At 48.1% G+C, this 22,983-nt stretch carries 18 protein-coding genes; 2 read left to right on the forward strand and 16 right to left on the reverse strand.

The window, feature by feature from the left end; genetic code table 11:
- Nucleotides 1-105: 105 nt before the first annotated feature.
- Both B9N86_RS24850 and B9N86_RS24855 read right to left on the reverse strand, forming a co-directional pair.
- On the reverse strand, nt 106-720 hold the full coding sequence (locus B9N86_RS24850) for an alpha/beta hydrolase (RefSeq protein ID WP_208915765.1): 615 nt from the start codon (nt 718-720) through the stop codon (nt 106-108).
- A gap of 368 nt (nt 721-1,088) precedes the next feature.
- Complete coding sequence (locus B9N86_RS24855; protein ID WP_208915766.1) at nt 1,089-2,228, reverse strand: serine hydrolase domain-containing protein; 1,140 nt, start codon at nt 2,226-2,228, stop codon at nt 1,089-1,091.
- 312 nt (nt 2,229-2,540) lie between these two features.
- Between B9N86_RS24855 and B9N86_RS24860 the strand changes: the two genes are divergently transcribed.
- The gene (locus tag B9N86_RS24860) at nt 2,541-4,682 is read left to right on the forward strand and encodes an alpha-amylase family glycosyl hydrolase (RefSeq protein WP_208915767.1); all 2,142 of its coding nucleotides are present in this window, start codon (nt 2,541-2,543) and stop codon (nt 4,680-4,682) included.
- A 59-nt stretch (nt 4,683-4,741) separates the two neighbouring features.
- Here B9N86_RS24860 and B9N86_RS24865 read toward each other — a convergent pair whose 3' ends face one another.
- Nucleotides 4,742-5,638, reverse strand: coding sequence for a LysR family transcriptional regulator (locus B9N86_RS24865; protein WP_208915768.1), 897 nt, complete (start codon nt 5,636-5,638; stop codon nt 4,742-4,744).
- A gap of 155 nt (nt 5,639-5,793) precedes the next feature.
- On the opposite strand from B9N86_RS24865, the gene B9N86_RS24870 reads away from it, so the two are divergent.
- Nucleotides 5,794-6,543, forward strand: a complete 750-nt coding sequence (locus tag B9N86_RS24870; RefSeq protein ID WP_208915769.1) for an SDR family NAD(P)-dependent oxidoreductase — start codon at nt 5,794-5,796, stop codon at nt 6,541-6,543.
- Between the two features lie 453 nt (nt 6,544-6,996).
- Here the strand turns inward: B9N86_RS24870 and B9N86_RS24875 are convergent, their stop codons facing one another.
- The 13 genes from B9N86_RS24875 to purB all read right to left on the reverse strand — a co-directional run bounded on the left by B9N86_RS24875 (nt 6,997) and on the right by purB (nt 22,983).
- Nucleotides 6,997-7,842 (reverse strand): sugar ABC transporter permease, encoded by an 846-nt coding sequence (locus B9N86_RS24875; protein WP_208915770.1) that lies wholly within the window; start codon nt 7,840-7,842, stop codon nt 6,997-6,999.
- Nucleotides 7,839-9,152 carry a carbohydrate ABC transporter permease gene (locus tag B9N86_RS24880; protein ID WP_208915771.1) on the reverse strand — a complete coding sequence of 438 codons (1,314 nt, stop codon included), beginning with the start codon at nt 9,150-9,152 and terminating at the stop codon, nt 7,839-7,841. Before B9N86_RS24880 ends, B9N86_RS24875 begins: the two co-directional genes overlap by 4 nt.
- A gap of 101 nt (nt 9,153-9,253) precedes the next feature.
- The gene (locus B9N86_RS24885; RefSeq protein WP_208915772.1) at nt 9,254-10,564 is read right to left on the reverse strand and encodes a sugar ABC transporter substrate-binding protein; all 1,311 of its coding nucleotides are present in this window, start codon (nt 10,562-10,564) and stop codon (nt 9,254-9,256) included.
- A 455-nt stretch (nt 10,565-11,019) separates the two neighbouring features.
- Nucleotides 11,020-12,288, reverse strand: a complete 1,269-nt coding sequence (gene purD, locus B9N86_RS24890) for a phosphoribosylamine--glycine ligase (RefSeq protein ID WP_208915773.1) — start codon at nt 12,286-12,288, stop codon at nt 11,020-11,022.
- 138 nt (nt 12,289-12,426) lie between these two features.
- Nucleotides 12,427-13,974 carry a bifunctional phosphoribosylaminoimidazolecarboxamide formyltransferase/IMP cyclohydrolase gene (purH, locus tag B9N86_RS24895; RefSeq protein ID WP_208915774.1) on the reverse strand — a complete coding sequence of 516 codons (1,548 nt, stop codon included), beginning with the start codon at nt 13,972-13,974 and terminating at the stop codon, nt 12,427-12,429.
- Nucleotides 13,975-14,112: 138 nt separating this feature from the next.
- Nucleotides 14,113-14,736, reverse strand: a complete 624-nt coding sequence (purN, locus tag B9N86_RS24900; RefSeq protein WP_208915775.1) for a phosphoribosylglycinamide formyltransferase — start codon at nt 14,734-14,736, stop codon at nt 14,113-14,115.
- The gene (purM, locus tag B9N86_RS24905) at nt 14,736-15,776 is read right to left on the reverse strand and encodes a phosphoribosylformylglycinamidine cyclo-ligase (protein WP_208915776.1); all 1,041 of its coding nucleotides are present in this window, start codon (nt 15,774-15,776) and stop codon (nt 14,736-14,738) included. Before purM ends, purN begins: the two co-directional genes overlap by 1 nt.
- A gap of 276 nt (nt 15,777-16,052) precedes the next feature.
- A complete protein-coding gene (gene purF / locus B9N86_RS24910; protein ID WP_208915777.1) occupies nt 16,053-17,531 on the reverse strand; it encodes an amidophosphoribosyltransferase in 1,479 nt (492 codons plus the stop codon).
- Complete coding sequence (purL, locus tag B9N86_RS24915; protein WP_280175010.1) at nt 17,516-19,759, reverse strand: phosphoribosylformylglycinamidine synthase subunit PurL; 2,244 nt, start codon at nt 19,757-19,759, stop codon at nt 17,516-17,518. The genes purF and purL overlap by 16 nt, the downstream gene beginning before the upstream one ends.
- Nucleotides 19,737-20,429, reverse strand: a complete 693-nt coding sequence (purQ, locus tag B9N86_RS24920) for a phosphoribosylformylglycinamidine synthase subunit PurQ (protein WP_208915779.1) — start codon at nt 20,427-20,429, stop codon at nt 19,737-19,739. Before purQ ends, purL begins: the two co-directional genes overlap by 23 nt.
- A gap of 2 nt (nt 20,430-20,431) precedes the next feature.
- Complete coding sequence (purS, locus tag B9N86_RS24925) at nt 20,432-20,677, reverse strand: phosphoribosylformylglycinamidine synthase subunit PurS (protein ID WP_208915780.1); 246 nt, start codon at nt 20,675-20,677, stop codon at nt 20,432-20,434.
- Between the two features lie 44 nt (nt 20,678-20,721).
- On the reverse strand, nt 20,722-21,624 hold the full coding sequence (locus tag B9N86_RS24930; protein WP_208915781.1) for a phosphoribosylaminoimidazolesuccinocarboxamide synthase: 903 nt from the start codon (nt 21,622-21,624) through the stop codon (nt 20,722-20,724).
- A 63-nt stretch (nt 21,625-21,687) separates the two neighbouring features.
- Nucleotides 21,688-22,983: an adenylosuccinate lyase gene (gene purB / locus B9N86_RS24935; protein WP_208915782.1), complete on the reverse strand. Its 1,296-nt coding sequence runs from the start codon at nt 22,981-22,983 to the stop codon at nt 21,688-21,690.

Consider the following 22,983-nt stretch of genomic DNA (forward strand, 5'->3'; position numbering starts at 1 on the left):
TGTTATATTAGATACACATCCAATTGGAAACGATTTCATTTTATTAAAAAAGAGAAGAAGGCATGTTCTTCCCTCTTCTCTATGAACGCTCTATTCAGCCGAAGGTTATGCAAACTTCTCCTTGAACCAGGCAGCCGCAGCCACCACCTCAGTACGACTCAGCTGGTGTCCGCCATGCTCCCAATTAACCAGGGCATCAGCACCGGCTCCGGTCAACAGCGAAGCAAGATCCTCTGTTTCCTGTGGAGGGCACATCATATCGCGCTGTCCTGCTGCAATAAACACTGGTACACCTGCCAGATCTGGCAGCTCTTTATCTCTCAGCGGCACCATCGGGTGATGCAGTACAGCACCCTGCAGCGTACCCCCGTAATGAAAGAGCAAGCTGGCCGCGATATTCGCGCCGTTGGAATATCCTACAGCAACTACACGACTCCGGTCGAAGCCGTATTGTGCTGCCGCGTCATCGATAAAAGCCTTTAAATCCTTCGTACGCTGGATCAGATCCTCTACATCAAATACCCCTTCAGACAATCTCCTGAAAAAGCGTGGCATACCGTTTTCCAGTACATTTCCCCGGACGCCAAGCAGATTTGAAGTCGGGGAGATGATCTCCCCGAGCGGTAGAAGATCCTGCTCATTCCCACCAGTGCCATGAAGCAGCAGAAGCGTTGGGGCCTCAGCCGACGTTCCCTGCCGGTATATATGATGATGCTCCATATTAAACATCTCCTTTCAGAACTTGTACCCTGAACATAACTACCCTTAATATTATTATCCTAACAGTCCTCGATATTGTCTTAATATTAAGATTCTTCATTCTATATTACCATGTTTGAAGAAAAAAGCAACCCGTATCTACCACCGTGCTATTTATCTTTATAAATAGGAAAAGACCCTCCAAATCCATGGAAGGTCTTCTCTCTTCTTTATATATTTTATCTATAAATACCGTACGTGTTCCCCCGTAACTCCCTTATTATATCAAAAGATAAATCTCGTGTCAGCTTATGTTTTGGGTGTTATCACAAAAATTTCTCAGTTCATTTAGACATTGTTCCATATCGAGTGTTACATCTAATCTTGAATCAGGTTCTTACCGCAGCCGTTAACGCGTTGTGCACACGAGCTCGAAGGGATGCAACACTTCCGCTGCGCCCTCCATAGACCCGATTCGTCAGCAGAACGGCAGCGAGATCATGATCGGGATCAATCCACAGACTCGTGCCGGTAAACCCCGTGTGTCCATAGCTTCGTGTACTCATCCAATCGCCGGATGCATCCATCCGGTCTCCCTTAAGAACCCAGCCGAGTCCCCTGTTCGCGTCTGGAATTCCGATGGTATGACTTTGTATAGACATTCCCACTGCAGCCCGGGACAAAATACGCTGGTATTGTGCACTTCCCGAAGGAGTAGAGGAATCATCCGGGACCAGACCGCCTTCCTGCCACATCCGCGCATAACGTGCTAGATCACCCGCACTTGCGAACAATCCGGCGTGCCCACACGCCCCTCCTAACGCACGTGCCTTCTCATCATGCACGACTCCGCATAAATGTCCCCCGAACTCGTCGTCATACTCTGTTGCCGCACAACGACTCTTGGAATCAATAATCGGAGAAAACGCGGTTCTTTTCATTCCCAGTGGCTCAAAAATCCGGATTCTAGCGGCTTCATCAATCGGCATCCCGAGCACTTCCTCAACAAGACGTCCCAGTATCAAATAACCTAAATCACTGTATACAACTGCAGTCTGCGGCTCTCTCTGGAGCGCCACTTGGTTTATAGCCTCCCACATCCGCTCCATGCTCCAGCCATGCGAATGAAGGTTCATATCCGCCTGTAAACCGGACGTATGGGTCAACAGCTGTCCGACCGTTACCTCTTCCTTACCCGCTGCTCCAAATTCAGGAAGCCACGATGATATCGTGGTTCCAAGCGCTAAAATCCCCTCGTCAATAAGACTCAGAATAAGCGGCAGTGTAACTACAACTTTGGTTAACGACGCACAATCATATAGCGTGTCCTCTTGCACATGCATCCGCTGTTCCGGATTGGCGTAACCGGTTGTATACATCCATTCCCGACCGCGATACACGACTGCAAGCACCGCCCCCGGTGCTGTACCGGCTTCAATTTCCCGATCAATGGCTCTGCAAGCAGCCTTCACACTATCCGGTTCAAGCTCAAGTGTTTCCGCACCCTCTTCAATATAATCAAGAGACATCGTGATCCCCCTTCACTTAATTTCGTGTTCGCCTGTTATTTTTAAATCTTCTCATCATATTTTAACAGCTGCATTGACAATTGAATACGCTTGCATATAAAATGTTCTTGAAATCAAGCAATTCATAGAATTTAAGGGCTATGCCTTCTTCAACCTTAACGGTTAAGAACAACCCCGGTTTCTCTTCTGAGATGCCGGGGTTTTTTGTAACTTTTTATGGAGGTGATGCAGTCAAGGTGTTTATTTCACCGGATTCAAATTGTTCAACATATCCACTGCGAAACTACATGTTATCAAAGGAGGTATTAACTAATGAACAAGTTTACCAAGGTAACAGCCGCAATAACCCTCGCTTTATCCCTTTCACTCAGTATGTTTACAACCGCTCAAGCGGCACCTGACACCGCTGTATCCAACAAACAGAATTTCAGCACGGACGTTATTTATCAAATCTTTACGGACCGCTTCTCAGATGGCAATACCGCCAACAACCCAACGGGGTCAGCCTTTGATGGAACATGCACCAATTTGAGACTGTACTGCGGCGGCGATTGGCAGGGTATCATCAACAAGATTAACGACGGTTATCTCACCGGTATGGGCATCACCGCGATCTGGATCTCACAGCCGGTAGAGAATATTTATAGCGTGATCAACTATTCCGGTGTCAACAACACCGCTTATCACGGTTACTGGGCAAGAGATTTCAAGAAAACGAATCCAGCCTATGGCACAATAGCAGATTTTAATAATCTCATTGCTGCCGCCCATGCCAAGAACATCAAAGTCGTCATCGACTTCGCACCGAATCATACATCACCTGCTTCCTCCGACCAACCTTCATTCGCAGAGAACGGCAAACTCTATAACAACGGCACTCTACTCGGCGGCTATACCAACGATACACAAAATTGGTTTCACCATAATGGAGGCACCGATTTCTCCACCACCGAAAATGGCATTTACAAGAACCTCTATGATCTTGCCGATCTGAATCATAACAACAGCACGATTGATACATATATGAAGGATGCAATCAAAATGTGGCTTGATCTCGGCATTGACGGTATCCGGGTTGACGCTGTGAAGCACATGCCTTTCGGCTGGCAAAAAAACTTCATGTCCTCCATCAATAACTACAAACCCGTGTTTACTTTCGGTGAATGGTTCCTGGGTGTTAATGAGGTCAGCGCAGAGAATCATAAGTTCGCGAACGAAACCGGTATGAGTCTGCTCGATTTTCGATTTGCCCAGAAGGTTCGCGAGGTATTCCGTGACAACACGGACACTATGTATGGCTTAAAGTCCATGTTGGAAGGATCGGCCAGTGACTATGCCCAGGTGGACGATCAGGTTACCTTCATCGATAACCACGACATGGAGCGTTTCCACAACTCCAGCGCGAATAAGCGCAAGCTTGAGCAAGCACTCGCCTTCACGCTCACCTCTCGGGGTGTTCCTGCTATTTACTATGGAACGGAACAATACATGTCTGGTGGAACAGACCCGAACAACCGGGCACGAATTCCTTCATTCTCAACAAGTACAACCGCATACAATGTCATTAAAAAGCTGGCTCCGCTGCGCAAAACAAATCCAGCCATTGCTTACGGCTCCACGCAAGAGCGCTGGATCAATAACGATTTTCTTATATTTGAGCGCAAATTCGGCAGCAGCGTCGCTATTGTAGCAGTCAACCGCAACCTGTCGTCCTCCGCTTCCATCACCGGCCTTGCCACATCCCTTCCTGCAGGAACTTACGCTGATGTGCTCGGCGGCACACTAAACGGTGGCGCAATTACCGCCCTTAGCGGCGGTGCCGTTAACAACTTTACGCTTGCTGCAGGTGCAACGGCTGTATGGCAATACACAACTGCCCAGTCTACACCGGTTATCGGTCATGTCGGTCCAATGATGGCTAAGGCAGGCACAACGGTCACCATTGACGGAAGGGGCTTCGGATCGACCAAAGGAACGGTCTATTTCGGCACAACAGCTGTAACGGGAAGCAACATTACCACATGGGAAGACAGCCAGATTAAAGTGAATATTCCGGCGGTAACCCCAGGACTGTATAATATCAAAATCGCAAATTCAGCCGGAACCGCAAGCAATGTATATGATAACTTCGAAATTCTGACCGGCGATCAGGTTAGTGTCCGATTTGTCGTGAACAACGCAACCACTGTTCCTGGTCAAAATGTTTATCTCTCAGGCAATGTAAGTGAAATGGGCAATTGGGAACCAACCAAAGCGATAGGCCCGATATATAATCAAGTTATCTACAGTTACCCGACTTGGTACTATGACGTCAGTGTTCCTGCAGGTAAAACAATTGAATTCAAGTTTCTGAAAAAGAACGGCTCTACGGTCACATGGGAAGGCGGTGCCAACCATTCTTTCACAGCTCCTGCCAGCGGTACTGCAACCGTCAACGTAAACTGGCAGCCTTAATATGAGAAGAGCAGTTCCGGAATTCCGGACTGCTCTTTCTTTTTATTCTATAGGCGATATCACAATTCGTATTTGAGCTTATTCATAAATCTTTTGGAAATATGGGATGTGTTCTTTCCTTTGGGACTAACCCATCCGTAATATACCGGCTCCTTACCTGGCAGATCTAAATCAACCGTAACGATATTACTGTCTCTATTATCATCATAGCTATGAAATGAATAGTCGAGTCCAAGGGTTATTGCCAGACCTTCATTAACTGCATTATCAATAGCCTGTGTATTATTAGTGATGAACAGAATATCCAGGTTTCCGTACACGGATATGAAGTCTGTAACAATATCACGAATCTGTTCATCATCGTACAAGACAAACGTCTGGTTGACCAACTGATCAGGAGTAACGGATTTCTTAAGCGATAATGGGGACCTGCTGTTTACGCCAACGACGATTTTCCCCTCCAATAGCCGTTCAAAAGATAACGCTTTGTACTTCCGCATCACATTTTCAGTTAGGACGATTAATCCAGCGTCGATGTGATTGTGCTCGATATCATGCAAAATCTCCTTTGGTCCTTTTTCATAAACTTCGATCTTCACATTCGGATTTTCCCTCTTGAATTTTGCGATAACATCTACCAGAAGATGCATGGGACCCGGAATGGTTGCGATTTTAAGCCTACCGCTTAATTCATTGCTGAACGACTGAGCTTCTTCCCTCAACTCATGGAGCTTCATCAGCACCTCATTCGCTTTTTGGATAATAACCTGTCCTTCCGCGGTAGGTGTAGCGCCTGATCCCCGGGACCTCGTAAACAAGGTGATTCCTAACTCCGCTTCCATCGCTGAAATCGATTGGCTGATCGCCGATAATGTGACATGGGATTGCTGAGCGGCGCTTGTCAATGAACCGGTTTTGGCCACTTGTACAATATACTCCATTTGTTCAAGATTCAAATCCCCACCTCAATTCAGTTCAATTCAACTTAACTAAACCTAATTATATTTAAATTTTAATTAACACTACTCAATGTTACCATAATAATAGATTAAGAAAACGTATTCATTATTATCTCTAGTCACATGAATTATATATTAAGGAGGAATATCGAATGTCTAATAAAAGAGTTGCTGTCATTACCGGCGCTGCCAGTGGAATAGGAAAAGAAACCGCATTGAAGTTTGCAAGCAAGGGCGATCAGGTCGTTGTGGCAGATTTCAATGAAGCTGCAGGAAACGAAACGGTTGCACAAATTCAAGCGGCTGGTGGAGAAGCTATCTTTGTCAAAACGGACGTGTCCAAGTATGAAGATGTGGAGACACTGGTCGAGAAAGCTGTAGAAACCTTTGGCAGAATCGATGTCATGTTCAACAATGCCGGTATCGGACGTATTACTCCCGTACTGGATCAGAATCTCGCGGACTACCACACTGTCATTAATGTCAACCAACATGGTGTGACTCACGGTATTATTGCAGCCGGTAAAAAAATGCGCGAGCTGTCTATCAAAGGTGTCATCATCAATACAGCTTCGGTATTCGGCTTCCTGGCATCTCCCGGTACGTTTGCTTATCACGCTTCCAAAGGTGCCGTCATCATGATGACTAAATCTGCAGCACTTGAAATGGCTCCATACGGCATCCGTGTTGTTGCAGTAGCTCCTGGCGCGGTGGATACTCCTATCATTCAAGGTTATAAGGATAATGGTATGGTAGAATCGATGAAATCTAAAGTTATGGGTAACAAACTAACGCACCCGGAACAGATTGCCGACTCCGTATACCTGCTTACTCTTCCTGAAGCCAGTGCTATTAACGGCAGTGTAGTCATGGCTGACGAAGGATATGCTTCTTTTAAATAGAGGGAATCTGTTTGGAAGACGCTACGAGTATGAACCGTTCCTACAATCGCTCTTGCCCCCGAATTTCTTGAATTATTCCTTGACGGATGAAATTCGGGGACAAAGGCGATCACTGCGTTTTTCCGGAATCGTTTCGTCCTCTCCGCTGCTTCGTGCGAGAACTCTTTAAAAACATAGGCAAATAAATATTGCGCATCCTAAAAAACGGTCGAGCCCTGGTTAATACCTGGGTCGACCGTTTTCGCTTCTTCTTTTTCCCCTGTCCGAAGGGGAGGATAGCGCCAACCGCAGTACCGCCATACCTATCGATCCGAATTGAAATCGCCCTACTAATTTCATATCCTTTGCCCCTCAAGTATGCGTTTAAGATACAAAAGAGGCACAGCGATCTTTCACTGCTGTGCCTCTCGATGTCTTAAATCTTTGTCTGATTTATTTGTTATGGAACTAGGATTATCCCTTGCTTGCCCCAGCTGTCATGCCGTCAACGAGCATCCGCTGCAGGAATACAAACAAGATTGTGATTGGCAGGGCGATCAGCACAGCTGCAGCCGCGAACAGTGTAAAGTTACTGTCCTGCTGGGAGTTAACAAGGTCCCACAGGCCGACAGCCAGTGTCCAGTTCTCCTTCGTCCGAAGCACTAGGCGGGCAAAGATGAAATCCACCCAAGGGCCGACGAACAGGGTCAGACCCATATACGTAATCATCGGTTTGGACAATGGAAGAATAATTTTACGGAAAATTGCAAAATTCGTCGCACCGTCGATTTTTGCCGCTTCGTCCAGACTTCGTGGAATCGTATCAAGGAAGCCTTTCATAATGAGCGTTCCACCGAGCGGGGCCCCTGCTGCATACACGATGATCAGCGCCATGTGTGTGTTCAAAAGATCCAATGAGTTCAGCAAAATATACAGCGCGATCATACTCATAAAGCCAGGGAACATCCCCAGTACGAGAATGGTAGATAAAGCATTTTTCCGTCCTTTAAACCGGAAACGCGATACCGCGTAACTTGTCAGTAAGACAAGGAGTGTACCGATAACCGTAGTCAGAACGGCAATTTTCAAGGTGTTCAAATACCAGGTGCCGAACATAAAGGTTTTTGAAGTAAACAATTCCTGATAATGCGCAATTGTAAAGCTCTCTGGAATAAGAGATTTGCTGTACAGTGATTTACCAGGACGGAAGGATGCAAGAACAACCCATAGTGCCGGATAGATACAGCAAATAGCGATGATGACCAACATAATATAACTCGCCGTCAGACGAATGGTTTTCTTGAGCTTCTGTCCGATCATTGGATCATATCCTCCTCTTTAAATGATCTTGTGCGGCGGTAGTTGAAGATGGAGAAGGAAGCAATAATCAGGAAGATTATGATACCGATGGCCGATGCCATACTGTACCGCTGCTGATCAAGCGTCAATTTATACAGCCAGGTTACAAGCAGGTCTGTTGCCCCCGCATACTGATAGTCCCCGACAACCGGGTTTCCGTTTGTCAACAGGAAGATGGCGTTAAAGTTGTTGATATTACCTGCAAACTGAGTAATGAGTACAGGTGCCGTAGAGAACAAAATCATCGGGAGCGTAATAATTTTAAACTTCTGGAATCCGCTCGCGCCGTCTACATCGGCAGCTTCATAAAGATCCTTAGGAATCGTGGTAAGAACACTCATAACAAGCAGCATAGATACCGGAATACCTACCCACATGTTAACGACAATAACCGTTACCTTTGCCCAGAACGGATCGGTAAGCCATGGCAGGCCTTCCAAACCAAAATATCTCATATACTGGTTGATCGGTCCAAATTGTCCATTGAACATGTTACGCATAACGAGCAAAGAGATCAGCTGCGGAATCGCATAAGGAATAATAAGAATTACGCGCCATACGCCCTTGAAACGAATTCCTTTTTGCTGAATCAATAGCGCTACCAATACACCACCAAAATAGGTAGTAACCGTAGCCAGAATCGCCCAGATAATCGTCCAAGTCAAAACACCAAAGAAGGTGTGACTCCATGATTTCAGAGCTACCAGATTTGTAAATGTCTCAAACCCAACCCAGTCAACAAGCTTGGCAGGAGGAAGGTTGTTCGGAGCTGAATAGTTCGTAAACGCCAGCATGACCATGAATATGATCGGCATAATCGTAAAAAACAGAATCCCGAAAGCGGGAAGTGTCAAGAAGGATTGTGCAAACTTAATTTCAAAAATATAGTTAAGGGTCTCTCTAAACGTGTTAGGTTTTTCACCGTTGTCCCTTTGTTTTCCGGTATTATACGCATTTTTGATGTTCGCGTAGTAAGCAATAAGATATAGAGCAAGCAAAATCAAAGTGATGAGTCCTTCAATCAACAGATTGATGGAATGGTCACCCTCTACAAGCTTGGTTAAACCGTTTACTTTCTCGAAGTGGTTGCCGTTCTCGCCAAGTGTCGTAATCCCCCACAAGGCGTCACCCAAATTATTAATAAAGAAGTACAAACTTGATATTCCTAAAGCGGTCAAAATGGCGCCTTTGATCCATTGGCGATTATAAAGCTGTCCGAATCCCATGCAAATGGCCGATAACACGGCTGCAGTCGTACGATGTTGACGCATGCTCCATCCATTCTCCTCTCCGTATAATCGAGGAATCACCCGCCGGACATCGACGGGTGAACATCATTTTTTAATAGTTTGTGTATGCTCTATTGTAAGATTTACTTCCCAGCTGTACCGCTGTTCAGTTCCTGAAGCTGTGTTACTGCTTTGTCTAATGTAGCTTTGACATCTTTGTTGTTATCCCAGATCTCAGCAAGGGCAGCACCTACAGGGGCCCATACGTTACCCATTTCAGGGATAGAAGGCATTGGCTGGGAGTTCTTGAACTGCTCAGTGAATGCAGATACATATGGATCGTTCTTGATTTGGTCGGATTCTTGAGCTTTTTTGTTCGTTGGTACAGAACCTACGAGTTCACTAAGCTGCAATTGAGCTTCTTCTGATGTTGCAAAGTTTGCAAACAGACGGGCTGCATTTGGATATTTGCTGTATGAGTTAACATACCAAGCTTTAATACCAGAGAAGGAGACGGCTGGCTGTCCGCCAATGGCTGGGATTGGAGCTACGCCCAGTTTGTCGCCAAGAGCTTCCTTGTAGGTGCCCAGTTCCCAAGGACCGTTGATGTCGATAGCCAGGTCACCGGAAGTGAACAGACCACGCTTGATGTCCGGAGTAATGTCACCGGATTTTACAGGGAGAACTTCTTTCAAGCTTGAGTATACTTCCATACTCTTAATAGTGCCTTCGCTGTTAAGTCCGATATCGTTAATGTCTGTACCGCCGTTACCGTAGATGTAACCGCCGGTCGATGCAAGGAACGGATAGTTAAAGTACAGGTTACCGGTTTCCCACATAATTCCGTATTTATTTTTCGATTTATCTGTAAACGTTTTACTGAATTCGATTACTTCTTCAAAGGATTTCGGAGCTTCTTTGATCAAGTCCTTGTTGTAGTACATCAGGTAAGTTTCTGCCGCACGAGGATATCCATACAACACATCGTTGAAAGTTACACCTTGAATGGCAGCTTCCGTATTCTGATCTCTAGTTTCTGCTTCGAATGAATCATTAGGCAGAACCAGATTAGCAGCTGCAACTTTACCCAAGTTATCGTGAGGGAACATAACAACGTCAGCAGCCATACCGGAAGGTCCGTCTTGAAGCAGTTTACCTGCTTGGTCCGTAGGGTTCACTTCTTCCAATGTTACTTCCACGCCATATTTTTCAGTAAATGCTTTAATAACAGCATCTGTATAAGCTCTTTCATCCTTACTTTCCCAAACAACCAGTTTTGCGCCGTCCTCAGGCTTCAATTCAGGAGCACTTTGATCTGGTGCTGATGTTTTTGCTTCCGTAGAAGGACTTTCTGGTGCTGCTGGTTCAGGAGTAGCTGATTTGCCTCCGCATGCTGTAATGGACACTGCCATCGTGAAAGCGGCAGCGAGCGTAAGTACTTTTTTCATTTTCATTCCAATATAACCCCTCTCAGTAAAAGTACAGAAAATGTTGGAAATCTGCGCAAACGATTTCAGAAAATTTTCAAGCTCGCTATTTCTATGTAGAGCCAGCGGGATTTTCCGGGACATCCGTGATTGGAAAGCGCTTCATCCACTGAAATCATCATACAATAATCAACTTCCGTTGTAAAAACGTTTGCACATTGCATTTAAGGTAATTCTTGTGCATTAATCTAATTTTCTCTCCTGTTTTCGCTGTTTTTCGTAACATATCATGTTTTTGTTAAAAAAACTTTGGAATATCGCCCAATTGTCCATAAATAAAGACAACTATGAAATGCTTTTAAACAAACGTTTGCACTAAATCAGAATCAAAAGACCTGCAGTCACAGCAGGCCTTTTGTCACACACCTCAAAAATGCTATCATGCCTGTTCGATACAAGCGTACATCAACCTGTCAGTTGAATTAAACCAAAGCTTTGACGGCAATATCTGTCCGGCTGTGCTTGCCTTCAAAAATAATATGTCCAGCACGCTTATAGGCTTTGGCACGCGCTGATGCGATGTCGGTACCCATACCAACTACTCCAAGTACACGTCCACCGTTCGTAATCCATCGACCTTCCTCATCGAGAGCCGTTCCGGCATGAAACACGATCGAGTCGTTATCCTCGGCATCCAAGCCGGATATAACTAGCCCTTTCGCATAGGAAGCAGGATATCCTCCTGATGCCAAAATGACACAAACTGCAGATTCTTCGCTCCACTCCAGCTCCAGCTCCGCAAGACTTCCGTTTACCGCTGCCAAAAATACTTCCAGCAAATCTGTCTTCAGACGCGGTAGCACCACCTGTGTCTCAGGATCGCCGAAACGGGCATTAAACTCGATTGTCTTCGGTTTACCGTCCGGTGTAATCATCAATCCCGCGAACAGCACACCCCGGAATGGGCGTCCCTCGGACACCATGGCTTTGGCCGTTGGCTTTATGATCGTTTCGATCGCTTCCTCAATGACGGAGTCCGGGATATGCGGCAGAGGAGAATAAGTGCCCATTCCGCCTGTATTCGGCCCTAAGTCGCCATCAAAGGCCGGTTTATGATCCTGGGCGGCTGACATCGGCTTCACGGTTTCCCCGTCAACAAACGCTAAAATGGACATTTCCTGTCCCTCCAGGAATTCCTCAATGACAACACGGCTGCCCGCATCTCCGAATACCTTAGACTCCATGATATCGCGAAGTGCTTGCTCCGCTTCTTCCATCGTACGAGCCACCGTAACCCCTTTGCCTGCGGCTAAACCGTCAGCTTTGATAACGATAGGTGCTTGCTTACTGCGCAAATATTCCAACGCCTTCTCGAAATCGTCGAATTTCGCGTAGTCCGCTGTTGGAATATTATATTTATGAAGAAGATCCTTCATAAACGTCTTGCTTCCCTCAATTTCTGCGGCATTTTTACGCGGTCCGAACACGGGAATACCCGCCTCCTCGAACACATCAACGATACCGTCCGCCAAGGGATCATCTGGTCCAACAACGACAAGCCCGACCTCTTTTTCCTGAGCAAATGCTCTCAATTGTTCGAATGCATTGACAGCGATTGGCACACATTCAGCAAGTTGTGCAATCCCGGCATTTCCGGGTGCGCAGTATATCGTTCCGGCTTTGGGACTCTTGGACAGCGCCCATACAATGGCATGTTCGCGTCCTCCGCCTCCGATGACTAAAATATCCATGCTTCCCCTCCCACGAGAAAAGTTCGTTTACGCAAAACCGATTTATGAGATGAATCATTTATAGAGCAAAGGAACCGCCCGGGGCGTCCAGCTTGCATGCTGCCATACCATCCCGAATATACGATTCCTCCAACAATTCTAGTGTTTGAAATGTCTTACGCCCGTAAATACCATGGCAATCCCGTTCTCATTAGCCACTTTGATCGACTCTTCATCTTTGATAGAGCCTCCCGGCTGAATCACTGCGGTAATTCCGGCTTTAGCTGCAAATTCCAAAGTGTCTCCCATCGGGAAGAACGCATCCGAAGCAAGTACCGCTCCTTTAGCCTTCTCACCCGCCTGTTCGATGGCAATGCGCGCTGAACCGACACGGTTCATCTGTCCTGCGCCAACGCCAACAGTCATATCATCAGCAGCCAGCACAATCGCGTTGGATTTTACATGCTTCACGACTTTCCATCCGAACAAGAGCTGCTTCAGCTCATCTTCTGTTGGCTGACGGTCTGTAACAACCTTCAGATCAGTTGCGTCCAGCGAATGAACATCGCTCTCCTGTACGATCATGCCACCTTCAATCGAAGTTACAGCAAGCACACTCTTCCGATCCTTCGCGGAGCCAAATTCGCCCATTTTCAGCAATCGAATATTTTTCTTCTTCGTTAGCAGCTCCAGCGCTTCCGGTGTGAAATCTGGTGCCAAAACAATCTCCAAGAAAATATCCTTCAAAAGCTCAGCTGTCGGTCCGTCTACCGTGCGGTTCGCTGCTACAATGCCGCCGAAAATTGAGGTTGGATCGGCTGCATGAGCTTTTTTGAACGCTTCAAGCACATTAGTTCCTACGCCCACGCCGCAAGGGTTCATATGTTTTACCGCAACTACAGCCGGCTCATCGAATTCCTTCACAATTTGCAGTGCTGCATTGGCATCATTAATGTTGTTGTACGATAATTCCTTGCCGTGAAGCTGTTCAGCTGTAGTCAAAGTACCAGACGGAGCCAGCGGTTTCTTATAAAATGCCGCTTTCTGGTGCGGGTTCTCGCCATAACGCAAATCCTGAATTTTCTCATAGGTTACGCTAAAGCGTTCCGGCAGCGGATCGCCTGTCACATTCGACAAATACTCGGAAATAAGCGTGTCATACGCTCCAGTATGACGGAACACCTTAGCTGCAAGACGTTTACGTGTTTCAAATGTCGTATCTCCATCTGCTCGGATTTCCTCGAGTACGGCGCTATAATCGTCCGCATCTACAATTACACTGACAAAAGCGTGATTTTTCGCGGCGGAACGGAGCATCGTCGGACCACCGATGTCGATATTCTCAATCGCATCCTCGTATTCGACATCCGGCTTAGCAATAGTCTCCTGGAACGGATACAGATTCACAACAACCAGATCGATATAATCGAGGCCCAAATCCTGCATCTGGCGGCGGTGCTCGCTGCTATCACGCACAGCCAACAAGCCGCTGTGTACAGCCGGATGAAGTGTCTTCACACGTCCGTCCAAAATTTCCGGAAAGCCCGTTACGTCTGATATGCCGATAACCGGCACTCCCTCTTTCGCTAGCAGACTTTTTGTGCCTCCTGTTGAAATAATCTCCACCCCGAGAGAAGCCAATTCGCGGCAAAACTCCACGATTCCCGTCTTATCTGAAACGCTAACCAGCGCTCTTTTGATACTCACGTTCATTCCTCCCTAACATTTTCGAAAGTTACCCATATGTTTGTCTTGTTACGTAAATGCTGTCGATAAGAGATAATTCCTAAAGTATTTCCCGAGAAATATCGAACATGTCGATGATTGGGCGTCCCTTGTCCGGTTTTACCGTTTTCCCGGTGCAGCAATCGCCACGTTACGCCCAATCAGCTCAATTCGCCCCGCTGTGAACCAGGATACGACTTCCGGGTACAGCTGCTGCTCTACGGCGTGAATCCGTTCGGCAAGGGATGTTTCGTCATCTCCCTCAACAACTTCTACGGCACGCTGAGCAATAACCGGGCCTGTATCCATACCCCCGTCGACAAAATGAACGGTGACTCCTGTCATCTTCACCCCATACTCCAACGCCTGTCCAATCGCATTTTTACCTGAAAACGAAGGTAAGAGAGATGGGTGAATGTTAATCATCCGGCCGGAGTAAGGCTCTACCAGGACAGAGGTTAACAACCGCATATAGCCAGCGAGAACGATCAAATCGATCCCGCTTTTTTGCAGCTCTGCCGCAATCTCGCGCTCATAATCCTCTCTGGATGCATAATCCTTCGGCTGGAATACAAAGCTCTCGATCCCCGCTTCACGTGCACGCTGGACGACGGGTGCCTGCGGCTTGTCACATACCAATAGACTAATTTCTCCACCCAGTGCGCCACTGGCTTGCGCATCAACCAAACTCTGAAAGTTGCTTCCCCTGCCGGAAGCGAACACCGCAATCCGGTAAGAACCCATTACACATCCGCTCCTGTAAAGGTAACCACACGCTCTCCGTCTGTTACACGTCCGATAACATAAGGCTCTTCCCCTGAGGAACGCAAAAGCTGTAGTGCCTTGTCAGCATTCTGTTCTGCAACGATAACAACCATGCCAATCCCCATATTAAATGTCGTAAACATGTCTTTGTTCGAGATATCGCCCTGTTCCTGCATCAGTTTGAATATCGGCAGAATCGGCCATGAACCGTATTCGATGTCGACATTGACGTGATCCGGCAGCATCCGCGGAATATTTTCGATAAATCCGCCGCCTGTAATATGAGCCATACCCTTCACTTCAATCTCTTTCATAAGAGCCAACAGTGATTTAACATAAATCTTCGTTGGAGTGAGCAGCGCGTCTCCGAGAGACTTGCCAAGCTCAGGCATTATCTGATCTAGTGTATATCCCGACTGTTCCAACAGCAGCTTGCGAACGAGCGAGAAACCGTTGCTGTGTACGCCGCTTGAAGCCAGACCTAGGACGACGTCGCTAGATGCAATCGATGATCCGTTAATCATCTTGCTCTTGTCGACAATACCGACAGTAAAACCGGCGATATCATACTCACCCTCTGCATACATCCCGGGCATTTCAGCCGTTTCTCCGCCAATCAGAGCACAACCAGCCTGATTACAACCATCGGCAATCCCTTTGACAATCGACTCAATTTTCGCGGGAATGACTTTATCACAAGCTAAATAATCGAGAAAAAAGAGCGGTTCCGCGCCTTGCACCACAACGTCGTTTACGCACATGGCTACCGCGTCAATTCCGATAGTATCATGACGATCCATCGCAAATGCAAGCTTCAGCTTTGTGCCGACGCCGTCGGTACCTGAGACGAGAACCGGCTCTTCATATTGATCCTTATTCAGTTGGAACAGAGCTCCAAAACCACCAAGGTCCGTCATAACTTCCGGTCTGAAAGTCGTTTTGACGTGCTTTTTCATCCGTTCTACAGCTTCATTGCCTGCAGCAATATCTACACCGGCGTTTTTATAAGTATCAGACACGCGCTTTACACTCCTTTGTTAAAGAGAGAATTAAGTTGAATAATGTTTAATAGCCTTAATGACTCAGCAGACAAGCCTAAACGGCTTCACCGTCTTTAACGGCCAAAGCTTACGTTTCGCGAAAGAATATAAGCCAAGTATCAATATGAAATTTATACTTTCTATATTTTAAAAGAATGATTATCCGGAGACAGCCGTACACTTGCCCCTTGGCTGCTCCAGAATCATTTAAAGAGGTTGTTCAAAAAGTCCGACTTTTTGAACACGCATTTAAAATCAGCAGCTGCAACCCATCTTTTCCTCACCGTTAAAATCAATCTGTGTTGGGTATTCGTTGTCAAAACATGCCATACATAACCCACCCTTGTAACTCTTCTCGTCATATCCGCCAATCGCTGTAATCAGTCCTTCCGGACTTAAGAACGACAAGGAGTCCGCATTGATCTCCTTGCATATCTCCTCCACGCTCTTCCCGGAAGCAATAAGCTCCCGGCGATTCGGTGTATCTATTCCGTAGAAGCAAGGATTCTTGAACGGCGGTGAAGTAATGCGGACATGCACTTCCGCAGCTCCCGCATCCCGCAGCAGATTCACAATCCGGCGGGATGTTGTCCCGCGTACGATAGAGTCGTCAATCATCACAACACGTTTGCCTTCCACAACACGCCGCACGGCGCTCAGCTTCATCTTCACGCCCTGCTCACGAAGCTCCTGGCTCGGCTGGATAAAGGTCCGGCCGGTATATTTGTTCTTGATCAGCCCCAGCTCATATGGAATGCCCGTCTGTTCAGCATAACCGATCGCGGCTGAAATACTGGAATCGGGAACACCTGTCACGACATCCGCATCCACGAACGATTCCAGTGCCATCCGGCTGCCCATGCGTTTGCGTGCAGAGTGTAGATTCGATCCGTTCAGGTCACTGTCCGGACGGGAGAAATAAATATACTCCATCGCGCACAGTGCTTTTTGCGCAGGTTCCGTATAGCGATCCTCATGCAGTCCGTTTACGTCCAGTACGAGCAACTCACCCGGCGCGATGTCACGAATCGGCTCAGCTCCGATTACCTCCATTGCGCACGTTTCAGAGGCAAAAATATAGGCATTGCCGAGCCGACCCATCGTCAAGGGACGGAGTCCGTTCGGATCGGAAGCGACAAGCAACTTGTCGTTGGTCATAAGCAGAAACGCGAATCCGCCAACAAGGCGCTGCAGAGCATCCTTCGCTGCCTCGACAAAATCCTTAGGCGAGCGCGCGATCAAGTGAGCGATGACTTCCGTATCACTTGTGGTCTGGAAGATCGAACCCGAATTCTCAAGCTCATGCCGAAGCTTCGGCTCATTAACAATGTTGCCGTTCGTGGCAATGGCCAGATTACCTTCACGGTACTTAAACACGAGCGGCTGCGCATTACTCAGCTGGCTGTCTCCGCTGGTAGAGTAACGAACATGTCCGATCGACATATCACCCGTTAACGATTCCAGCCGATCCTTGTCAAACACTTCCTTGACCAGCCCCATCCCACGATGGTAGTTAAACTGTTGGCCGTCAGCCACGCAGATCCCTGCGCTTTCCTCACCCCGGTGCTGCAGGGCATGCAGACCGTAATAGGACAATGAGGCGGCATCCGGGTGTCCGAATACCCCGAACACGCCGCACTCCTCTTTGAGCGTATCGAAAATATCGCTCTGTCCTGTTCCTTCGTTATAGTAATCGCCAGTCCATAATCCTTCCGGTGTTATTTCATGCGGCATGGAATGGCATCCTCCCAGACGGATTTCAAAGCCTCCACCGGTTCTTGCACAGTGGAAGTACCGTTAATGTTGATGCACAAGGCTTCTCCTCCAACCCGGCCAATCGCAGCGAACGGAACATTTGCTTCTTTCAGAAGCTGTTCCAGATCAGACTGCTTGCGAGGTGATACGGAAAGAATAATACGGGACTGGCTCTCGCTGAAGAGCGCAACGTCATTTCTTAGATCCGTATTCAAGTTGACCGCAGCTCCTATGTTTCCGCTGATACAGCTTTCAGCCAAGGCTGCCGCTAGTCCTCCCTCGGATACATCATGAGCGGAGCAGACAAAGCCAGACTGAATAGAGGTCAGGACGCTATCCAGCAATCTTTTCTCCGTACGCAAATCCAGTACAGGAGGTTTACCTTCTGAAACGCCATGCAGAACGGCTTGGAACTCACTGCCGCCAAGTTCTGCTCGTGTCTCTCCCAGCAGATAGATCACATCACCTTCCGATTTAAACCCTTGGGTCGTAATATGATCGGTATCGTGGATCAGACCTACCATCCCTACGACGGGTGTCGGGTAAATCGCACCCTTCGCATTCTCATTGTAAAGACTGACATTACCACCGATGACCGGTGTATTCAGCTCACGGCAGGCTTCCGCCATCCCGTCAACCGCACGCTCCATCTGCCAGAAAATATCAGGCTTCTCAGGACTTCCGAAATTCAGGTTGTCTGTAATTGCCAGCGGCTCAGCACCGGAGCAGACAATGTTACGAGCTGCTTCGCTGACTGCAATTTTGCCGCCGAGTTCGGGATCCAGATATACATAGCGTCCATTACAGTCCGTTGTCATCGCAAGCGCCTTGCGTGTACCGTCAACGGTAACGACAGCCGCGTCAGAACCTGGACGAACCGCCGTACTGGTACGAACCATATAATCATATTGATTGTAAACCCATGCTTTGCTTGCAAGGCTTGGGGAACCAAGTACCTTTTTGAGCGCGCCGCCAAGATCCTTCACTTCGTCATAGCGGAGCGTATCGATCGAAGCCTGAGCTTCATAATAAGCAGGTACTGCCGAAGGCTTGTTATATACTGGACACTCATCCACCAGCGCCTTGACCGGCATGTCGCCGACCACTTCACCATGATGGATCAGTTTCAATCGGCCATCGTCCGTTACCTTTCCGACTTTGGCACAGATAACACCCCAGCGTTCGAATATTTCAAGTGCCTGCGCTTCATCACTCGGTTCAACCACGAACAGCATGCGCTCCTGGGATTCAGACAGCATCATTTCATAAGGCGACATGCCTTCTTCCCTCTGTGGTACCTGATCAAGATAGAGCTCCAGGCCATTGCCAGCCTTGCTAGCCATTTCGGCGCTTGAACAAGTCAGGCCTGCTGCACCCATATCCTGTATCCCCAGCACGATGCCGGTATCAATGAGCTCCAGACAAGATTCCATGACAAGCTTCTCCATAAATGGATCGCCAACCTGAACGGCCGTCCGCTTAGCCTCCGATTCCTCTGTCAGCTCAACGGATGCAAAGGTTGCACCGTGAATACCGTCCCGACCTGTAGGAGGGCCTACGTAATAAACCGGGTTGCCAACTCCTTTGGCGACACCGCGCTGAATTTTATCGTGATCAATAATTCCTACACACATGGCGTTTACGAGCGGGTTGCCGTCATAGCTTTCATCAAAGACAACCTCTCCGCCAACGGTCGGAATCCCGATGCAGTTGCCGTAACCAGCAATACCCGAGACCACATGCTCGAACAGGTATTTAACACGGTCACTCTCCAGCTTGCCGAATCGAAGAGAGTTCAGCAGTGCCACCGGTCTTGCACCCATGGAAAAAATATCACGGATAATGCCGCCTACACCCGTAGCCGCGCCTTGGTAAGGCTCAACAGCGGACGGATGGTTGTGACTTTCGATTTTGAACACCACGGCCTGGTTGTCACCGATATCCACAATACCGGCTCCTTCACCAGGTCCCATCAGAACACGGGGACCACTTGTAGGAAAACGCCGAAGCAGTGGCTTCGAGTTCTTGTAAGCACAGTGCTCGGACCACATCACACTGAAGACACCGATCTCCGTGTAGTTGGGTTTCCGTCCCATAAACGAACAGATCAGATCATACTCGCTGTCTGATACACCCATTTGCTCATACACCCGAAACTCTGCAATCTGCTCTGCTGTCGGTTCTTTAGCGGACACTTGCTGCTGCACCATGACGATCCCTCCATGTCTGAATGATGGATGTAAACATTGCCTTTCCGTCTTCCGAACCGAGCAGGCTGCTGACAGCCCGTTCCGGGTGAGGCATCATGCCGAGCACATTACCGCGCTCGTTACAGATCCCTGCAATATCCCCAACGGATCCGTTCGGATTATCCTTATACGTAAATACGATTTGCCGGTTGTCCCGGAGCTTTTGCAGTGTAGCTTCATCACAATAATAATTACCTTCACCGTGGGCAATCGGAATAACGATCTCTTGCCCTTCCGAGTAATCACGTGTAAACGGTGTTTCATGATTTACAACTTGAAGCACACTGTCATGACAACGGAATTTCATAGATTCATTACGACGCAGCGCACCTGGTAGCAGGCCCGCTTCCGTCAATATCTGGAATCCATTGCATATCCCAAGAATAAACTTTCCTTCTTCCGCCGCTTTGGCCACTTCGTTCATGACCGGGGCGAACCGGGAAATCGCACCGCACCGTAGGTAATCTCCGTAAGAGAAACCACCAGGCACCAAGATGCAATCATAGAGCGACAGATCCGTTTCGGTATGCCATACATAATCGACTGGCTGTCCCAGTGTCTGCTCCACTGCTTTATAACAATCGATATCACAGTTGGAGCCAGGGAAGACGAGTACTGCAAATCTCATGTTTAGCCCTCCAATTCATAACGGTAATCTTCGACTACCGTATTGGCCAAAAGCTTTTCGCACATTTGCTGCAGACGCTCTTCCGCCTCCTGGCGGTTATCTGTATCCAGCTCAAGCTCCATATACTTTCCGATACGAAGGCTTTCCACTTCCCGGAATCCAACCGAATGTAATGCCCCTTGCACTGCTACCCCTTGTGGATCCAATACGCTTTGCTTGATGGTGACATAGACCTTTGCTTTCAACATCGTTCCCTGTTCCTCCTCGGTATCGTATATGAATAATTGCTTGCCTATGATTGGCTAGTGAAACTTGGTGCCGTAATCCGGCGGTAAATCTCGGTATAACGATTCGTCGTTTCCTCAACAACAGACTCTGGCAGCGGCTGCGGCTTACTGTTCTTGTCCCAATCCGATGACGCTAAGTACGTACGGACCGGCTCCTTGTCCATGCTGTCGATCTCAATATCCAGCGCGTAATTGCCCTTATCCCAGAAACGGGATGAATCCGGTGTGAAAATCTCATCGATCAAAATAACCTTCCCATCGATCAGACCAAATTCGAATTTACAGTCCGCCAAAATAATTCCCCGCTCCGCGCAGTAATCACGCGCGAACCGGTATAGCATAAGGCTGTGCTCTTGCAGCTCCAGCGCCAAGTTCTCGCCAACCAGCTCTTTCATACGGTCCATCGAAATATCTTCATCATGACCGATATCATTTTTAGCTGCCGGTGTGAAGATCGGCTCAGGGAAAGGCTCATTTTTACGCATCCCCTCCGGAAGCTGGATTCCATTGACCTCCCCGGTTGCCTGGTACTGACGCCAGCCCCCGCCGGTAATATAACCGCGTACGACACATTCAATATCGATACGCTCTGCCTTACGGGCCACCATAATCCGCCCATCCAACAGTTCTTTATTCTTGGCTATATCTCCAAGCAACTCCTCATCCGTATGGACGACGTGATTGTGGATCAGGTGTTTCGTCTGTTCAAACCAGAAAGAGCTCAACTTGTTCAGCACCGTTCCTTTGGCAGGGACGGGGGGATCCAGAACATAGTCAAAGGCTGAGATGCGGTCGGTGACCACGATCAGCATGTGTTCTCCCAGGTCATACAATTCGCGAACCTTGCCCTTGTACAAGAGAGGCGCATCGATCAAATCGACAGCCGTGGAAAGCGCAGGTAATGCCATGTCATCTCACTCCCTTTTAACGGGGGCCGCCGAAGCGGCCGTTATCAAAATATAAGAACGTACTTAGTTCAGTCCCAGCTTCTCAAAGATCGTATCCACATGCTTCAGATGCCAGCTTGGGTTAAACGCGTCCTCAATCTCATCCGCACTAAGCACTTCGGTAATTTCCGGTGTCGCTTCGACAATCACACGGAACTGACGCTGCTCTTCCCATGCCTGCATTGCTCGCGGCTGTACAGTATCGTAAGCTTGCTCGCGGCTGAAGCCTTTGTCGATCAGCTTTGTCATAACACGGCCGGAGAAAGGAACTCCATAGGTCCGAGCCATGTTCCGCTTCATATTGTCCGGGAATACGGTCAAGTTCTTCACGATATTACCGAAACGGTTCAGCATATAGTTCAGAAGCATCGTTGCATCCGGCAAAATGATCCGTTCCACGGAGGAATGGGAAATGTCCCGTTCGTGCCACAACGGCACATTCTCGTAGGCGGAAACCATATGGCCGCGAATGACGCGCGCAAGACCCGAAATATTCTCGGAACCAATCGGATTACGTTTATGAGGCATCGCCGAGGACCCTTTTTGCCCTTTCGCAAAAGCTTCTTCCACTTCACGCACTTCACTCTTCTGGAGTGCACGCACTTCCGTAGCGAATTTATCAAGCGATGTTGCGATCAGTGCCAGTGTTGCCATGTATTCAGCGTGACGGTCACGCTGCAGCGTCTGGGTGGAGATCGGAGCCGCCTTGGTACCAAGCTTCTGGCAAACGAACTGTTCTACAGAAGGATCGATGTTCGCATACGTGCCAACCGCACCCGATATTTTGCCGTACTGAACGCCGTCAGCCGCATGCCGGAAGCGCTCCAGGTTGCGGATCATTTCCTCGTGCCACAGCGCCATTTTCAAACCGAAGGTCGTAGGTTCTGCATGCACACCATGCGTACGGCCCATCATCGGCGTATGCTTATAGGAAATTGCCTTCTCCCGCAAAATCCCGATAAAACGAAGGATATCCTGCTCCAAAATATCATTGGCCTGCTTCAGCAGGTAGCCATTCGCTGTATCTACTACATCCGTAGAAGTCAGGCCGTAATGGACCCATTTTCGTTCCGCGCCAAGACTTTCCGAAACCGCCCGGGTAAAGGCAATGACGTCATGGCGGGTCTCCTGCTCGATTTCATAAATCCGTTCGATGTCAAAAGTGGCGTTCTTGCGAAGCTGGGCTGTATCTTCCTTCGGAATGACACCAAGCTCAGCCCAAGCCTCACAAGCGCAAAGCTCCACCTCAAGCCATGCTCTGAATTTATTCTCCTCGGTCCAGATGGCCCGCATTTCCGGTCTGCTGTAACGTTCGATCAT

The sequence above is a fragment of the Paenibacillus uliginis N3/975 genome, from assembly GCF_900177425.1.
Lineage (GTDB): Bacteria > Bacillota > Bacilli > Paenibacillales > Paenibacillaceae > Paenibacillus_AQ > Paenibacillus_AQ uliginis.

Bases quoted from the DNA above. Each gene is read 5' to 3' on its own strand.
- B9N86_RS24850 (WP_208915765.1), bottom strand. From the start codon at position 720: ATGGAGCATCATCATATATACCGGCAGGGAACGTCGGCTGAGGCCCCA.
- B9N86_RS24855 (WP_208915766.1), bottom strand. From the start codon at position 2,228: ATGTCTCTTGATTATATTGAAGAGGGTGCGGAAACACTTGAGCTTGAA.
- B9N86_RS24860 (WP_208915767.1), top strand. From the start codon at position 2,541: ATGAACAAGTTTACCAAGGTAACAGCCGCAATAACCCTCGCTTTATCC.
- B9N86_RS24870 (WP_208915769.1), top strand. From the start codon at position 5,794: ATGTCTAATAAAAGAGTTGCTGTCATTACCGGCGCTGCCAGTGGAATA.
- B9N86_RS24875 (WP_208915770.1), bottom strand. From the start codon at position 7,842: ATGATCGGACAGAAGCTCAAGAAAACCATTCGTCTGACGGCGAGTTAT.
- B9N86_RS24880 (WP_208915771.1), bottom strand. From the start codon at position 9,152: ATGCGTCAACATCGTACGACTGCAGCCGTGTTATCGGCCATTTGCATG.
- B9N86_RS24885 (WP_208915772.1), bottom strand. From the start codon at position 10,564: ATGAAAATGAAAAAAGTACTTACGCTCGCTGCCGCTTTCACGATGGCA.
- purD (WP_208915773.1), bottom strand. From the start codon at position 12,288: ATGGATATTTTAGTCATCGGAGGCGGAGGACGCGAACATGCCATTGTA.
- purN (WP_208915775.1), bottom strand. From the start codon at position 14,736: ATGGGTTCTTACCGGATTGCGGTGTTCGCTTCCGGCAGGGGAAGCAAC.
- purF (WP_208915777.1), bottom strand. From the start codon at position 17,531: ATGCCGCATGAAATAACACCGGAAGGATTATGGACTGGCGATTACTAT.
- purQ (WP_208915779.1), bottom strand. From the start codon at position 20,429: ATGAGATTTGCAGTACTCGTCTTCCCTGGCTCCAACTGTGATATCGAT.
- purS (WP_208915780.1), bottom strand. From the start codon at position 20,677: ATGTTGAAAGCAAAGGTCTATGTCACCATCAAGCAAAGCGTATTGGAT.
- B9N86_RS24930 (WP_208915781.1), bottom strand. From the start codon at position 21,624: ATGGCATTACCTGCGCTTTCCACGGCTGTCGATTTGATCGATGCGCCT.
- purB (WP_208915782.1), bottom strand. From the start codon at position 22,983: ATGATCGAACGTTACAGCAGACCGGAAATGCGGGCCATCTGGACCGAG.